Raw genomic sequence first — 15210 nt, forward strand, 5'->3', positions numbered from 1 at the left:
TTCGCACGTTCATCTTCCGCACGACCAGCTTGGTGGGTTCGAGAACCCACCCTACATCAGGCTGCGATGATGTCGGCTTGCGCGATCCCGCCACCGGCTGCCCGGGTGTCCAGCACATCGCGCAGCAGGCGCCCGAAGAACCAGCCATTCGCGCCACCCATCAGTGCGCACGCCGCCGCGGTGACGGCAGGGCTGTGCAACAGCGTCGGCGCTGTCACCAGCATTACCGTGGTCGCATACTTCATCATGAAGATCAGCAGCATCAGCAGGAGCGGCATGACGCTGCCGCCAACCCGTACCGTGCCCGGCGCGCTGCCGGCGGCGATCCGCCGCCCGCCCAGCGACCACACCGCCCACATCGACGCAGCCACCGCCAGCACCCACGTCCCAAGCGGCAGCCCTTCCAGCCCGAACTTGCGCGCGATATCCAGCAGGGCCACCGGCAACATGATGGCGGGGATGATGCACAGCTTCTTCAGCGTCGTTTCGCGTTCGCGCAGGGCTATCAGGCCGCGCGCGACCATCAGGGCCAGGATCAGCCAGACGTAGACGGGGGTATGGGTCAGCAGGTGGTTCATTGCAGGCTCCGCAAAGTGATGTAAGTTGCAGCCACTGTGCCAGAGCCCGGCGCGCGCAACGGACCGAAGCGACGAAACGCTTGCCTGCGGCGCGAAATGCATCCTGGCGGCGCCAGTCAACGGCCGCAGTCGCCTCACGCTGCAACCTGGCGGCAGATTGCCCTTGTTTATTCCCTGCATTCTTCCGTTCATCGCAATATTGCCCACGTTGCAAGTTCGCTGGCTACACTTGGGCTACACAAGTCAACAAGGACACACCATGCTGAAACGGTTTTTCTGCGGCGTTGCCGCCTTCACCCTGGCTGCGGCAGCCGCAGCAAGCCCCTCGGACGAGCTGGCGGCCGCGGTCGCAGCGGCGAAGTCCGGATCGAACGTGCCCGCCGTCGGCGCCGTCGTCCTGCGCGACGGCGCCATCTCGGCGCAGGCCGTACTCGGCGTGCGCGAGGCGGGTGGCAAGGCCGAGGTGGCGCACGACGATGTCTGGCTGATCGGTTCGACGGGCAAGGTCATGACGGTGGCCATGATCGCCCGCCTGGTCGAACGCGGCGTGCTGGCCTGGGACACGCCGCTCGATGCGATGCTGCCGGACATGGCGGCAAGCATGCGGCCTGAATACCGCAAGGTGACCCTGGTCGAGCTGCTCTCGCACCGCGCCGGCTTTCCGCGCGACCTGCGCAACGAAGAGACGATGGTGAAGTTTTTCCGCGACAGCCGCTCCAGCACGGAGCAGCGTCTGAGCTATGTCGCCGCCGCACTCACTGACGAGCCGGAAGCGAAGGCAGGCAGCTTTAGCTACAGTAACGCCGGCTTCATCGTCGCCGCCGTCATCGCCGAGCGCGCCGCGCATGCGAGCTACGAGGAACTGATGGGCGCAGAGGTATTCAAGCCGCTGGGCATGACGCGTACCGGCTTCGGCAACACCAGCGCGGGACAGAATCGTGGCCACCAGCATGGCAAGCCGATGCTCCACATGGCCAGGTTAGAGGACGGCGCTCCCCGCATGTACGCGCCCGCCGGCTTCCTGCACATGAGCCTGGCGGATTGGGCGAGGTTCAACCTGGACCAGCTGGCGGGAGCGGCGGGCAAGGGCAAGCTGCTCTCGCCTGCGTCCTACCGGTTGATGCAGACGGCGCAGCCCGGCAGCCCGGCGGGCCTTGACTGGGGCGTGCAGCAATCGATCGCGGGCCGCCAGGGGCCCGTGCTGGTGCATCAGGGTTCGGACGGCAACTGGCTGGCCATTGCCGTGCTGTTTCCTGGGCAGGGGACCGGGGCGCTGATGGTCGCCAATGCGGGTCCGGACATGGGCGCCGACCAAGTGCTGATGGGCCTGGCCGGGAAGCTGTTCGGGCAGTTGAGTCCCGCCAAAGCGAAATGAACAGCGGGGGTCAGGTCTGACATTCGGACGCAAGCTCGACTGTTGGTTACATTATCGGCGCGCCGATGCTGCGAAAAGCCGGCTATCCGGGCACGGAATTATCCCTACAGATGGGTTCGTGTCCGAATGTCAGACCTGACCCCGGCTGTGAGGAATTCATACACTCCGGAGCAAGCAAGTGGTGTTATCAGGCGCTCCTAATCCCATCCCTGGTCAGTCTCCTTGTCGATATTCTTCAAATCGCGCGCAAACATGGCATTCAATTCATCGCGCGCCCGCTTGGCCATCGAGACATACTGCTCGCGGTCCTTGTAATACGGATAGACCGCATCCACGCTGTTCTTGTTGTGCTCGCGGAACTTGAGCATGGCTTCGCGTGCGCGATAAGCGCCAAAGCCCAGCTGGGACAAGGCGCGCCGCCCGAGCTGCAGCGCCGATTCAAAGGTCTCGCGCTCGATGATGGTCACGCCGCGGTCCATCAACTGGTACATGTGGGTCACGTTGCGCGCGCGGGCGAGGATCGGCAGGTCGGGGAAATTCTCGCGCACGGCGTCGGCCAGGGCCAGGCTGTCGTCGATGTCGTCGATGGCCAGCACCAGGGCGCGCGCCTTGGCGGCGCCGGCGGCGGTCAACAAATCGATGCGCGTGGCGTCCCCATAAAACACCTTGAAGCCGAAGCGGCGCAGCAGTTCGATCTGGTCCGGGTCGTGGTCAAGGATCGTCAATTTGATGCGGTTGGCGTTCAGCAGGCGCCCGATGATCTGCCCGAAACGGCCGAAGCCGGCGATGATCACGTGGCCCTCGTTGTCGTCGTCGATGGCGTCCGGCTCGCGCTTGTTCTGGCCGCGGTAGCGCGGTTCCAGCACCTTGTCGTGGAACAGCAGGAGCAGGGGCGTGGAGACCATCGACAGCGCCACCACCGCCACCAGCAGCGAGCCGGTTTCGGGTGCGAACACGCGCGCCGTGGCCGCCGCGCCGAACACGACAAAAGCAAACTCTCCGCCTTGCGACAGCAGGAAGGCGAACAGCCAGCGCTGGCCGCGCGCGATGCCGAAGCGGAACGAGAGCAGGAACAGCACCGCCAGCTTGATGGCCAGGAAGCCCAGCACCAGGCCGAGGATGATCCACGGCTTAGCCAGGAACACGCCGAAGTCGACCGACATGCCGACCGCAATGAAGAACAGCCCGAGCAGAAGGCCCTTGAAGGGTTTGAGGTCGGTTTCCAGCGCGTGGCGGTACTCCGAGTCGGCCAGCAGCACGCCGGCCATGAAGGCGCCGAGCGCCATCGACATGCCAACCCATTGCATCAGCAGCGAGATGGCGATCACCAGCAGCAGGGCAAAGGCGGTAAAGATCTCGCGCATCCCGGCCTTGGCGATGATGCGCAGGGCAGGGCGCACCAGGTAGCGCCCGCCGACCACGACCCCGGCAATCACCGCCACCAGGCGCGCCGCGTTCTGCCAGCCGCCGGCGTGCGCGCCATCGGCCACGGCTACGCCCAGCACCGGCACCAGCGCGATCATGGGAATCGCAGCGATGTCCTGGAACAGCAGCAGCGCGAAGCCGGCCTGGCCGGCCGGGGTGCCCATCAGGTTGCGCTCGCCCAGCGTGGCCAGGGCGATCGCGGTGGACGACAGCGACAGGCCTAGCGATGCGATCAGGGCCACGCGCCAGTCGATGCCGACCAGCAGCGCCGCGCCGAACAGGGCGGCGGCCACCAGCAGCACCTGGGCCGTGCCCCAGCCGAAGATCTGGCGCCGCAGCGACCACAGGCGGCTGGGTTCGAGTTCCAGGCCGATGACGAACAGCAGCAGCACCACGCCGAACTCCGAGAAATGCAGGATGTCCTGGACGTCGCCGATCAGCTTCAGGCCCCAGGGGCCGATCGCCATCCCGGCCAGCAGATAGCCGAGCACCGCGCCGAGGCCGAGGCGCTTGGCGAGCGGCACCGCGACCACGGCGGCGGCCAGGTAGATCAGGGCGTTCGTCAGCAGGCTATGCTCCATGGCGATCTCCCTGCAGCCAGGCGTCGAGACGGGACCGGAAGGCGGCGACGTGGGCATCGACTGCTTCCTCGTTCGTGCTGTTCGCGCCATGCAGGATGTGCGGCGCCAGCCAGCGCATGCCGCACAGGGCCGCCGTCTGGCGGAAGGGCGGCAGGAAGGCCTCGAAGGGGTGGCCGTGGCGTTCGCCTTCGGCATAGGTGTCGACGGGACTGCCGGTGGTCAGGGCCAGCAGATAGCCCTTGCCTTGCAGCGCCGTGGCGCCGGGACCGTAGGCCCAGCCAGGCTGCAGCACGGCGTCGACCCATTCCTTCAGCAGCGAGGGCATGCTGTACCAGCGCAGCGGGTGCAGGAAGACGATCAGCTCGGCCTGTTCGGCCAGGGCCTGCTCGTGCGCCACGTCGATGAAGAAGTCGGGATAGGTTTCGTAGAGGTCGTGCAGCAGCACGCCGTCGATGGAACGCGCGGCGTCGGCCAGGCGGCGGTTGATGCGCGAGCGGTGCGGCGCCGGGTGGGCGTAGAGCACCAGGATGCGGTGGTTCGGCATGGTGGCTGAGTAGTGATGTTGTACGAATTGTACAAGCAGGCCGCGCGCAGCGCCCGTCATGGGTTCGGGCATAAAAAAACCGGGCTGCGCAGGCAGCCCGGTTTCCTCGTCGCACCCGGCCCAGGGCCGGAACAACGTTGCCTTAGAAGGCGTAAGCGACGCCGGCGACCAGTTTGGTCACGTTGCTGTCAGGCTTTTGCACTTCCAGGCGGGCGGTGACTTCCGGGGTGAAGACGTAGCCCAGGCCCATGCCGTACAGGGCGTTCTGCTGGTGGTCCTTGATTTTTTCGCCGTCGAACTTGGCTTCGCCGTTCAGGCGGTTGTAGCCGATGCGGCCGAACAGGCTGAAGCCCTTCGACAGCGGGACGCTGCCGACCAGCGACACGTCGACCTGGTCGATGGTCGAGTCAGCGCGGAAGCCCAGCACGTTGCTGTCGGTGTCGACCAGGCGGTGGTAGCCGCCTTCGACAGCGACATTCTCGTTCAGCTTGTAGCCGACGAAGGCGCCGTAGCCGCCCTTGTCGTCAAAGCCCTCGACCTTGGTCGACGAGACGTCGACACCGGCGTAGAACGGGGTCTGTGGAGCGGCGATGGAGACCGACGATGCGGCGACGAGGGCTGCTGCGACTGCAATTTTCTTGAACATGGTAATGCCTTTTCTTGCGGTAAAACGGAAAGGCCGAAACGCCATGTTTCGGCCGGGGCCGGATTATCGCACGATCAAACTTTTCCTGCTGACAACGGTGAATTTTCTATGGATGAGGTCGTTCCATGCCGCTGTATCGATGGGCACATGGCTGTGTAAACGAACAAAGGCGCCAGCGGCGCCCTTGTGGTCGAACTTGATGCGGTTCAGGCTGCGATTGCCGGCGCCTTGGCAGAGCGGCGACGGCGGCCGGCAAATCCCATCAGCATGGCGCCGCCGCCCAGCAGCAGGGCGGTTGCCGGTTCCGGCACGGCGTTGACGGCTTCCGGAGTGTAGTCGAAGGTAATGGTGCCGAAGTTCCAGCGGCCATCCGGCGAGATACGCGGATCGTTGTAGTCTTCGTAGAATTCGAGACGCAGGATGCCGTCGGCGCCAACGTAGAAGTCCAGGTCTTCAGCGACCAGGTCGAGGGTGTCGAAGAAGGTAGCGGTTCCCGGGATATCGTAGATGAATGCCGGGTTGATCAGCACGCCGTCGGTGACTTTCGAGTTGGTGAAGGCAAAGGCCAGTTCCGACAGCCAGCTCGGGGAGTAGGCCGACACATTGACGTTGTAGGTGACATTGGTGATATACGAGTTCGCACCGATGTTGAAGTTCAGGACCGAATTTTCTGGGGAACGCAAGAGGCCATAGCTGTCGATGCCGTTGATATCGACAGTCAGCTGCGCCGCAAATACCGAGGTCGAAGCAAGGAACAAGGAGCAGGCGAGCGCTTTTTTCAGGACATTCAGGGACATGTTGATCTCCGTTTAGTGTGGACCCGAAGTGTCAGCAAGTAGCGTGCCAATAATGCAATATTCTTGCAGGTAATTGATTCAAATAAGAAAACTTGGCGCTTGTAAATTAACTTACGGTGAATACGTAAGATTTTCCGACAATCATTATGCATAATGGCGCCGGACTGCACCCATGCGCTGCCTGGCGAAAAAAACGGAGCGTCATTGCGCTCCGTTTTCTGCTGAAGGCCGGGCCATCCCGGCAGGTGCTGCTTAGAAGTTGAAGCCGACGCCCACTGCCACCTTGGTGATGTCGCTGTGCGGCTTCTGCACCTCCAGGCGGCCGACGATCTGCGGGCTGAAGGTGTACGACAGGCCAGCGCCGTACAGGACTTTGTCTTCCGAATCCGATGCCGACACGGTCACGTTACCGGCGCGGGCCGATGCCTTGATTTTCAGATGGTTGTAGCCCAGGCGGCCATACACGCCGAAGCCATTGCTCAGCGGCAGGGTGCCGATCAGCGACACGTCGGTCTGGTCGAACTTGGTCTTCACGCTGGCGTTCAGGTCACGGTAATAAATGTCGGCGTCGGCCAGGCGGTGCCAGCCGGCTTCGATGGCGAAGTTCTGGGTGAAGTTGTAGCCGACGAAGACACCGGCGCCGGTTTCGCGGCTTGCACCGTCGACCTTGGTCGAGCCGACGTCGCCGCCGACGTAGAACTGCGGCATCTGCTGGGCAAAAGCCAACGAGGAAGCGATGAGGAAGGCTGCTGCGGCTGCGATTTTCTTGAACATGGTAGGTGATCTCTCGTATTGGTTTTCTTGGGCAGCGACCATCGCCGCCCCGAACGATTAACCCACATCTCATGTGCTTGTCTGGAAGCCATGAAGCGTGGGATTGACGTTATGCCACATTTCGGTGCGTGGATACCGCACGGTTGGGGCAAAATGTGGTGCCAAATCGACAGCGCGAGAGGAGGGACCAACAGTCCCCGCTCTCGCGCCCGCGTTCACCGTTTCAATCGATCAGATATGCAGCGCGTGCCCCAGCGCGCGCAAGGCCGCTTCCTGTACCGCTTCACCCAGGGTCGGGTGGGCGTGGATGGTGCCGGCGACGTCTTCCAGCGTGGCGCCCAGCTCGATCGACTGGCCAAACGCCGCCGACAGTTCCGACACGCCGCGCCCGACCGCCTGCCAACCGAGGATCAGGTGGTTGTCGCGCCGCGCCACCACGCGCACGAAACCGTCCGTCGACTCGATGGTCATGGCGCGGCCGTTCGCAGCAAACGGGAAGTTGGCGCTGATGACGTCCAGCCCCGCCTTGTCCGCCTCGTCCGGCGACATGCCGACCACCACCACTTCCGGGTCGGTGAAGCACACGGCCGGCATCGCGTTCGGCACGAAGTGGCGGCGCTTGCCCGAGATGATGTCGGCCACCATTTCGCCCTGCGCCATGGCGCGGTGCGCCAGCATCGGCTCGCCGGCCAGGTCGCCGATGGCCCAGACGTTGCGCATCGAGGTGCGGCACTGGTCGTCGATCTTCACGGCGCGGCCGTTCATGTCGAGCTGCAGCGATTCCAGGCCCCAGCCGCCGGTACGCGGGCGGCGGCCCACGGCCACCAGCACGCGGTCGCAGGACAGCAGGGTTTCTTCGCCGTTCGCTTCACGCACGCGCACGCCGTCGCCGCCGGCGTTCAGGCCGAGCACCGAGGTGCCCAGGCGCAGGTCGATGCCGAGGCGCTTGATCGCCGCGCCCACCGGCTTCGTGAGTTCCGCGTCGTAGGCCGGCAGGATGCGGTCGGCCGCCTCGACCACCGTCACTTCGGCGCCGAGTTTACGGTAGGCGGTGCCGAGTTCCAGGCCGATGTAGCCGGCGCCGACCACGACCAGCTGCTGCGGAATCGTTTCGGGCGACAGCGCCTCGGTCGAGGACACCACCATGCCGCCGTAGGGCATGAAGGGCAGTTCGACGGCTTCGGAACCAGCGGCCAGCAGCAGGTGCTCGCAGCGGATGCGCACCAGCTCGCCGTCGGCCTGCTTCACTTCGACCGTCTTGCCGTCGAGGATGCGCGCGAAGCCGTTGATCACCTGCACGTCGTTCTTCTTGAGCAGGGCGCCGACGCCGCCCGTCAGGCGCTTGACGATGCCGTCCTTCCAGGCCACGGTGCGGTTCAAATCGATGCTCGGCGCGCTGGCCGAGATGCCGATCGCCGAGCCGCTGGCGTAGTGCTGGGCCTTGTCGAATTCCTCGGCCGCGTGGATCAGGGCTTTCGAGGGGATGCAGCCGATGTTCAGGCAGGTGCCGCCCAGCTGCGCAGCCTCGACCACGATGGTCTTGATGCCGAGCTGGCCGGCGCGGATGGCGGCGACATAGCCGCCGGGGCCGCCGCCGATGACCAGCAAATGAGTGGAGATGGGTTGCATGCGTTTACTCCACGAACAGGGTTGCCGGGCACTCGAGGTAGCCGCGGATGGTCTGGATGAACTCGGCCGCCACCATGCCGTCGATCACGCGGTGGTCGAACGAGGACGACAGGTTCATGGTCTTGCGCGCCACCATGGCGCCGTTCAGGATGACCGGCTTGTCGATGATGCGGTTGACGCCGATGATCGCCACTTCCGGGCGGTTGATGACCGGGGTGGTGACGATGCCGCCCAGCGCGCCGAGGCTGGTGATGGTAATCGTCGAGCCGGACAGTTCCTCGCGCAGGGCCTTGCCGCTGCGCGCGGCTTCGGCCAGGCGCGCCACTTCTGCCGCGGCCGACCACGGGTCGCGTGCTTCGGCATTGCGCACCACCGGCACCATCAAACCGGCGTCGGTCTGGGCGGCGATGCCCAGGTGGACCGGGTTGTAGGTGGTGACGATATTCGCGTCGTCGTCGAAGCGGGCGTTCACCGATGGGTACTTGCGGATCGCCAGCACCACGGCGCGCATGATCAGCGGCAGCAGGGTCAGTTTCGGACGCTGGCCGGCATAGCGCGCGTTCAGCTGCACGCGCAGCGCTTCGAGTTCGGTGACGTCGATTTCTTCCACATAGGTGAAGTGCGGGATGCGGCGCTTGGCCTCGGCCATCTTCTCGGCGATCTTGCGGCGCATGCCGATCACCGGCATGGCCTGTTCGCCCTCGAGCACGGCGTAGCGGCGGTCGCCTTCGGCCGCCTTGCGCTGGCCGCGCGCCACGTGGGCGTCGAGGTCGGCATGCCCGATGCGGCCGGCCGGGCCGGTGCCGGTCACGTATTGCAGCTCGATGCCCATGTCCCAGGCGCGCTGGCGCACGGCGGGTGCGGCCAGCGGCTTTTCGCCGGCGGCGCGGCCGTGGTGCGATGGGGCCGTCTCGTGGCCGCCCCCGTGGCTGCCGCCCTGGGTGTAGGCCGGGGTGGCAGGGCGCTGCGGCGCGGCCTTGGCCGGCGCAGCGGTGGCTTCGCTGGTGACCGTGGTGACCACGGTTTCCGGCTGGGCCACGGTGATCGGGATGAATTCGTCGACCGTATCGCTCCCGCCCGGCGCAGCCTTGTCGGTATGCTGGCGCGCCGCGGTGGCGGTTTTTGCCGTAGCCGATTCGCCGCTGTGGTTGCCCGCACCTTCGACTTCGAGGCGGATCAGTTCCGCGCCGACGGCCATCGCTTCGCCCAGCTTGCCGCCGAGCGAAGTCACGGTGCCGTTCACCGGCGACGGGATTTCTACCGTCGCCTTGTCGGTCATGACGTCGGCCAGCACCTGGTCTTCCTTGACCGTGTCGCCCGGCTTGACGTGCCAGGCGACGACTTCAACTTCCGCGATGCCTTCGCCGAGGTCCGGCATTTTAATGACGTGAATACCCATTTATTTCGCCTCCATCGCACGTTTGAACGCGGCGCCGACACGGTCGGGGCCGGGGAAGTATGCCCATTCCTGCGCATGCGGGTAGGGGGTATCCCATCCGGTCACGCGCTCGATCGGGGCTTCCAGGTGATAGAAGCAGTGTTCCTGTACCAGTGCCGCCAGTTCGGCGCCGAAGCCCGAGGTGCGGGTGGCTTCGTGCACGACCACGCAGCGGCCGGTCTTTTTCACGGATTCGACAATGGTGTCGAGGTCCAGCGGCCACAGGGTGCGCAGGTCGATGATCTCGGCGTCGACGCCGGATTCCAGCGCCGCCGCTTCCGAGACCCAGACCATGGTGCCGTAGGTGATCACGGTCAGGTCGTTGCCCGGCCTGAAGATGGCTGCCTTATCCAGCGGCACGGTGTAGTAGCCATCCGGGACTTCACCCATCGGGTGCTTGGCCCAGGACACGACCGGACGGTCATGGTGGCCGTCGAACGGGCCGTTGTACAGGCGCTTGGGTTCCAGGAAGATCACCGGGTCGTCGTTCTCGATGGCGGCAATCAAGAGGCCTTTCGCGTCATACGGGTTCGACGGCATCACGGTGCGCAGGCCGCACACGTGGGTGAACAGGGCTTCCGGGCTCTGGCTATGGGTCTGGCCGCCATAGATGCCGCCGCCGCAAGGCATGCGGATGGTCAGCGGGGCGGTGAAGTCGCCGGCCGAGCGGTAGCGCAGGCGCGCCGCTTCCGACACGATCTGGTCCGACGCCGGGTAGAAATAGTCGGCGAACTGGATCTCGATCACCGGGCGCAGCCCATAGGCGCCCATGCCGACCGCGGTACCGACGATGCCGCCTTCGGAAATCGGCGCGTCGAACACGCGCTGCTTGCCGTATTTCACCTGCAAACCATCGGTGGCGCGGAACACGCCGCCGAAATAGCCCACGTCCTGGCCGTAGACGACGACGTTGTCGTCGCGGCCCAGCATCACATCCATGGCCGAGCGCAAGGCCTGGATCATGGTCATCTGCGAGGTGCCGTCGTTCTTGCCTTCCTGCTTGGCCGGGTCCTGCTCGACCGTATTGCTATCGTTATCGCGTGCCATCTTACACCCCCAATTGTTGACGTTGGCGGCGCAGGTGTTCCGGCATGTCTTTATAGACATCCTCGAACATCGAGGCCGCGCTCGGGACGCGGCCGTCGGCCAGCGTGCCGTACTGTTCCGCCTGCTTTTGCGCGGCGATGACTTCGGCTTCCAGGTCGGCCTGGACGCGCTCGTGCTCTTCGTCCGACCAGGCGCCGATCTTCGTCAGGTGCTGGCGCAGGCGCGAAATCGGGTCGCCGAGCGGGAAGCGGGTCCAGTCATCGGCCGGGCGGTAGCGCGACGGATCGTCGGAGGTGGAGTGCGGGCCGGCGCGGTAGGTGACCCATTCGATCAGCGTCGGTCCGAGGTTGCGGCGGGCGCGCTCGGCGGCCCAGCACGAGGCCGCGTACACGGCCAGGAAGTCGTTGCCGTCGACGCGCAGGCTGGCGATGCCGGCGCCCACGCCGCGTGCGGCAAAGGTCACGCTCTCGCCGCCGGCAATCGCCTGGAAGGTCGAGATCGCCCACTGGTTGTTGACGACGTTGATGATGCAGGGCGCGCGGTACACGTGGGCAAAGGTCAGGGCGGTGTGGAAGTCGGATTCGGCGGTGGCGCCGTCGCCGATCCAGGCCGACGCGATCTTGGTGTCGCCCTTGATCGCCGAGGCCATGGCCCAGCCGACCGCCTGCGGCACTTGCGTGGCCAGGTTGCCGGAAATCGAGAAGAAACCCTTGTCCTTGACCGAGTACATGACCGGCAGCTGGCGGCCCTTCATCGGGTCGCGCTCGTTCGAGAGCAGCTGGCAGATCATGTCGACCATCGGGTATTCGCGCGCCATCAGCAAACTTTGCTGGCGATAGGTCGGGAAGCACATGTCGCCGTCCTGCAGCGCGAGCGAATGCGCGGTGCCGATGGCTTCCTCGCCGAGCGAGGTCATATAGAAGGACATTTTCTTCTGGCGCTGGCCGATGACCATGCGCGCATCGAAAATGCGCGTCTTCATCATCGTGCGCAAACCGAAGCGCAGCTGGTCGACGCCGATGTCGGGCGCCCACGGGCCGACGGCATTGCCGTCTTCGTCGAGGACGCGGATGAGGGAGGACACGAGGTCGGCGGTGTCGCCGAACGCGGTATCGACTTCGGGCCGGCGGACTTCGCCTGCCCTGGACAACTGGAGATACGAAAAATCAGTCTTGCAACCCGGACGGCCGGTTGGCTCCGGGACGTGCAGCGACAGAGGATTACCCTGGCTCATAATACGCTTTCCCTTTGTAAGGTGATGTGCGGCAGCCCGGAATGATAAATCCTGCAAGCGCCTGCGCGGGCATTGCGCGAAAGTATTTTCGTACTGCATTGCAGCATTTATTGGGTGAAATAGTGCGTGAGCGGCGCGCTTATGCGCATGATGATTGCGCGCTCGACAGCCATCCGGACCGTACTATGCAGCGCGTGATGTGGATGCGATGTGGACCAAACGTGTGTGTCGTAGGGTGGGCACTCGTGCCCACGCGGTACGGCGGTGGCGTGCCACCTGCGTTCCGGGAGGCCCGGGGCGCGAGCCACAATTGCCATTATTGGTGCCGTGAGGTACGACCGCGTGGGCACAAGTGCCCACCCTACGGATTCGAAAAATCAGCCTGTCCAGGCCCTTGCTTGCGTGTGTCAAACCCTCAGGTCGAGGTCCACCCGCCACCCAGCGCCCGATACAGGCTGATCAAATTTTCAATTTGTGTGCGCCGCAGCGTAACCATCGCCAACTCGACCTGGTACAAATTGCGTTGCGCGTCCAATTCTTCGAGATACGACGCATATCCGGCCTGGTAACGGTCGCGCGCGTACCCCAGCGAGCGCGTCAACACCTCGCGCCGCCGCATGGCATGCCCCACCTGGTCCTGCAGCCGCGGCACGCCGGCCAGCGCATTCTCGACTTCGGAAAACGCGGTCAGCACCGTCCTCCGGTAGGCAAACGCGGCCTGGTCGCGCGCCGAAGCCGAGGCCTCGTACTGGGCCTGCAGCCGTCCGCCCGAAAACATCGGCGCCAGCACGCTGCCGCCGATGCTCCACACGCGCACAGGGTCGTAGTCGAGCGAACTGGTCAGAATGCTGCCCAGCTGCGCGCTCAGGCTCACTTGCGGCAGGAAAGCCTGGCGGCGCAGGGCCAGGCCGGCGTCGGCGGCGGCCAGCAGCAGTTCGCGCTGGGCGACGTCGGGCCGGCGCGCCAGCAGCTGCGAGGGCAGGGCGGCCGGTACCGTCGGCAGGGTCAGGTCCTCGAAGGCCTTGCCGCGTTCTACGGCGCCGGGCAGTTCGCCGGCCAGCAGGCGCACAGCGTTTTCCTGGCGCCGCATGGCCAGCTCGAGTTCCGGGATCGATTGCTGCACCGCCTCGTATTCGGACTGGGCCTGGGTCAGCTGCAATTGCGAGATGTAGCCGACGCGCGCCTGGTCGCTCGCCAGGCGCAGTGCTTCGGCACGCGAGGCCACCGTCTCGCGCGTGATGCGCAACTGGGCGTCGATGGCGAGCAGGGCGATGTAGTTCTGCGCCGTGGCCGCAGCCACGGTGAGGGCGGCGGCATCGCGCTCGGCCTGGGTGGCGCGGAACTGCAGCGCGGCGGCGCGGATCTGGGTGCGGATGCGGCCGAACAGATCGGGCTCCCAATTGGCCTGCAGCGAAGGCTGGACCGAGCGCGCAGTGCCGATGCCCGTCGCCTGCAGCGCGCGCCCGGCTTGCAGGCCGAGCGCGCCGTTCAGCGCCGGCAGGCGCGCAGCCTCGGCCAGTTCGGCCTGGGCGCGCGCTTCGTCGACCCGGGCCACCGCAATCAGGACGTCGCTGTTGCGCACCAGGGCCGCGCCAACCAGGCGGTTGAGTTCCGGATCGCCGAAGGCGATCCACCACTGCGGGTCGACGCTCCCGCTGCCATCGTTCGGCTCGCGCCAGGTATCGGGCGGTGCGACGCTGGCCAGCGGCGGCGCCGGACGCCAGGCCGGCGCGCAGCCGGCCAGCATGCCGACGCCAACGATGGCCAGTGCGGTATTGAAGGTGCGCCGCTTCATTGCGCCGTCCCCGGCGCGCTCTGCTTAGCTGGCGGACCGGCAGGGCGGGCCGCTTCCCGCGGCTGGGCGCCGGTATCGACTTCGGCCGTCACCGACATGCCGGGGCGCAGGCGCTTGGCCAGTTCCTGGCCGGGGTCGATGGCGATGCGGATCGGCAGGCGCTGCACCACCTTGGTGAAGTTGCCCGAGGCATTGTCCGGGCGCAGCACGCTGAACTCGGAGCCGGTGGCCGGCGCGATCTGTTCCACATGGCCGGTGAGCGCCGCGCCCTCGAAGGCGTCGACCGTGAAGCGCGCCGGCTGGCCGATGCGCATGCGCCAGGTTTGGCCTTCCTTGAAGTTGGCCACCACCCACAGCTGGTCCGGCACCAGGAACAGCAGCTGCGAGCCGGCCGTCACGTACTGGCCGCGGCGCACGGTCGCTTCGCTCACCTGGCCGTCGCGCGGCGCCGTGACCACGGTGTTCGCCAGGTCGATCTTCGCCAGCGCCAGCGCCGCTTCGGCCATGCTCACCTGGGCTTCCAGGCCGCCGCGCGCCACCGTGGTCGATTTCACGCGCTGCTGGGCGATGTCGATATCGGCCTGCGCCTTGAGTACGTTGGCCGCGGCCAGGCGCGCCGTGGTGCGCACGCGGTCGCGTTCGTTCAACGACACCGAGCCGCGCTCGGCCAGCTCCTCGACCCGGCCCTGCTCGGCCTGGGCACGGGCGCGCTCGGCCTCCACCGCCGCCAGGTTGGCGCGCGCCGAGCCGACCGAGGCCGTGTTCTGGGCCTGGGTCTGCTCGGCATTGTTCAGCTGGGCCACGGCGTTGGCCAGCTGGCCTTCGGCCTGGCGCACGCGCTCGGCGTAGATGCGGTCGTCGATGCGCAGCAGTTCCTGGCCCGCCTTCACGTACTGGAAGTCCTTCACCAGCACGTCGGCGACGTAGCCGTTCACCTGCGGCGACAGCACCGTCACGGCGCCGCGCACATAGGCATTGTCGGTGCTCATGCGGGTGCTGTTGAAGGGGCCGATGTGCCAGGCCCACATGATGAGGGCGATACCGACCGCCGCCACCGTGATCATGATGCCGATCGCGGCCGGGGTGGCGCGGATTTTCTTCGGCGGCGGCTCAAGGGTGGCGGGCGTTGCCGGGGCGGCGGCGGCCGAAGCCGGGGCCGAGGCCGAGCCTGAACCGGTAGCGGCAGCGGCAGCAGGCGCTGCACCGGCCGCGTAGGGACTGGGCGGCGGGTCGGCTGCCGGCGTGGTGGCTGCTGGCGGCCTGGGGTCGTTGCCGTCGCCGGGCGGCGGCGGATTGACTTCGGTTTCTTCGGTTTCTTCGCGGGTCGGATGGATCGGAGTGTTCATG

At 66.1% G+C, this 15210-nt stretch carries 13 protein-coding genes; 1 reads left to right on the top strand and 12 read right to left on the bottom strand.

The features are described from left to right. Positions 1-56: 56 nt before the first annotated feature. Complete coding sequence (locus QWL29_RS17710) at positions 57-578, bottom strand: DUF6622 family protein (protein WP_305824197.1); 522 nt, start codon at positions 576-578, stop codon at positions 57-59. A gap of 259 nt (positions 579-837) precedes the next feature. Here QWL29_RS17710 and QWL29_RS17715 point away from each other — a divergent pair, with 259 nt between their 5' ends. Further along, positions 838-1953, top strand: a complete 1116-nt coding sequence (locus QWL29_RS17715; protein WP_305824198.1) for a serine hydrolase domain-containing protein — start codon at positions 838-840, stop codon at positions 1951-1953. Positions 1954-2150: 197 nt separating this feature from the next. On the opposite strand, the gene kefC is transcribed toward QWL29_RS17715, so the two are convergent. The 11 genes from kefC to QWL29_RS17770 form a co-directional block, all read right to left on the bottom strand. Continuing rightward, a complete protein-coding gene (gene kefC / locus QWL29_RS17720) occupies positions 2151-3959 on the bottom strand; it encodes a glutathione-regulated potassium-efflux system protein KefC (protein WP_305824199.1) in 1809 nt (602 codons plus the stop codon). Further along, positions 3949-4503, bottom strand: a complete 555-nt coding sequence (gene kefF, locus QWL29_RS17725) for a glutathione-regulated potassium-efflux system oxidoreductase KefF (protein WP_305824200.1) — start codon at positions 4501-4503, stop codon at positions 3949-3951. The genes kefC and kefF overlap by 11 nt, the downstream gene beginning before the upstream one ends. 142 nt (positions 4504-4645) lie before the next feature. After that, complete coding sequence (locus tag QWL29_RS17730) at positions 4646-5149, bottom strand: porin family protein (protein WP_305824201.1); 504 nt, start codon at positions 5147-5149, stop codon at positions 4646-4648. Positions 5150-5355: 206 nt separating this feature from the next. Continuing rightward, positions 5356-5946: a PEP-CTERM sorting domain-containing protein gene (locus QWL29_RS17735; protein ID WP_305824202.1), complete on the bottom strand. Its 591-nt coding sequence runs from the start codon at positions 5944-5946 to the stop codon at positions 5356-5358. A gap of 252 nt (positions 5947-6198) precedes the next feature. Further along, positions 6199-6720 carry a porin family protein gene (locus QWL29_RS17740; protein WP_305824203.1) on the bottom strand — a complete coding sequence of 174 codons (522 nt, stop codon included), beginning with the start codon at positions 6718-6720 and terminating at the stop codon, positions 6199-6201. A 231-nt stretch (positions 6721-6951) separates the two neighbouring features. Further along, positions 6952-8349, bottom strand: coding sequence for a dihydrolipoyl dehydrogenase (gene lpdA, locus QWL29_RS17745; RefSeq protein WP_305824204.1), 1398 nt, complete (start codon positions 8347-8349; stop codon positions 6952-6954). A gap of 4 nt (positions 8350-8353) precedes the next feature. After that, a complete protein-coding gene (locus QWL29_RS17750; RefSeq protein WP_305824205.1) occupies positions 8354-9748 on the bottom strand; it encodes a dihydrolipoamide acetyltransferase family protein in 1395 nt (464 codons plus the stop codon). Continuing rightward, positions 9749-10756, bottom strand: coding sequence for an alpha-ketoacid dehydrogenase subunit beta (locus QWL29_RS17755; protein ID WP_305824236.1), 1008 nt, complete (start codon positions 10754-10756; stop codon positions 9749-9751). 79 nt (positions 10757-10835) lie between these two features. Then, complete coding sequence (locus QWL29_RS17760; protein WP_305824206.1) at positions 10836-12068, bottom strand: 3-methyl-2-oxobutanoate dehydrogenase (2-methylpropanoyl-transferring) subunit alpha; 1233 nt, start codon at positions 12066-12068, stop codon at positions 10836-10838. A 415-nt stretch (positions 12069-12483) separates the two neighbouring features. Further along, positions 12484-13863, bottom strand: a complete 1380-nt coding sequence (locus tag QWL29_RS17765; protein WP_305824207.1) for an efflux transporter outer membrane subunit — start codon at positions 13861-13863, stop codon at positions 12484-12486. Next, on the bottom strand, positions 13860-15209 hold the full coding sequence (locus tag QWL29_RS17770; protein WP_305824208.1) for an HlyD family secretion protein: 1350 nt from the start codon (positions 15207-15209) through the stop codon (positions 13860-13862). Before QWL29_RS17770 ends, QWL29_RS17765 begins: the two co-directional genes overlap by 4 nt. Between the last annotated feature and the right edge of the window lies 1 nt (position 15210).

The organism is Massilia brevitalea (genome assembly GCF_030711405.1).
GTDB classification, from domain to species: domain Bacteria; phylum Pseudomonadota; class Gammaproteobacteria; order Burkholderiales; family Burkholderiaceae_D; genus Telluria; species Telluria brevitalea.

What these genes read in the sequence shown, in the direction of transcription:
- QWL29_RS17710 (WP_305824197.1), bottom strand. Translation starts at nt 578, where the DNA reads ATGAACCACCTGCTGACCCATACCCCCGTCTACGTCTGGCTGATCCTG.
- QWL29_RS17715 (WP_305824198.1), top strand. Translation starts at nt 838, where the DNA reads ATGCTGAAACGGTTTTTCTGCGGCGTTGCCGCCTTCACCCTGGCTGCG.
- kefC (WP_305824199.1), bottom strand. Translation starts at nt 3,959, where the DNA reads ATGGAGCATAGCCTGCTGACGAACGCCCTGATCTACCTGGCCGCCGCC.
- kefF (WP_305824200.1), bottom strand. Translation starts at nt 4,503, where the DNA reads ATGCCGAACCACCGCATCCTGGTGCTCTACGCCCACCCGGCGCCGCAC.
- QWL29_RS17730 (WP_305824201.1), bottom strand. Translation starts at nt 5,149, where the DNA reads ATGTTCAAGAAAATTGCAGTCGCAGCAGCCCTCGTCGCCGCATCGTCG.
- QWL29_RS17735 (WP_305824202.1), bottom strand. Translation starts at nt 5,946, where the DNA reads ATGTCCCTGAATGTCCTGAAAAAAGCGCTCGCCTGCTCCTTGTTCCTT.
- QWL29_RS17740 (WP_305824203.1), bottom strand. Translation starts at nt 6,720, where the DNA reads ATGTTCAAGAAAATCGCAGCCGCAGCAGCCTTCCTCATCGCTTCCTCG.
- lpdA (WP_305824204.1), bottom strand. Translation starts at nt 8,349, where the DNA reads ATGCAACCCATCTCCACTCATTTGCTGGTCATCGGCGGCGGCCCCGGC.
- QWL29_RS17750 (WP_305824205.1), bottom strand. Translation starts at nt 9,748, where the DNA reads ATGGGTATTCACGTCATTAAAATGCCGGACCTCGGCGAAGGCATCGCG.
- QWL29_RS17755 (WP_305824236.1), bottom strand. Translation starts at nt 10,756, where the DNA reads ATGACCATGATCCAGGCCTTGCGCTCGGCCATGGATGTGATGCTGGGC.
- QWL29_RS17760 (WP_305824206.1), bottom strand. Translation starts at nt 12,068, where the DNA reads ATGAGCCAGGGTAATCCTCTGTCGCTGCACGTCCCGGAGCCAACCGGC.
- QWL29_RS17765 (WP_305824207.1), bottom strand. Translation starts at nt 13,863, where the DNA reads ATGAAGCGGCGCACCTTCAATACCGCACTGGCCATCGTTGGCGTCGGC.
- QWL29_RS17770 (WP_305824208.1), bottom strand. Translation starts at nt 15,209, where the DNA reads ATGAACACTCCGATCCATCCGACCCGCGAAGAAACCGAAGAAACCGAA.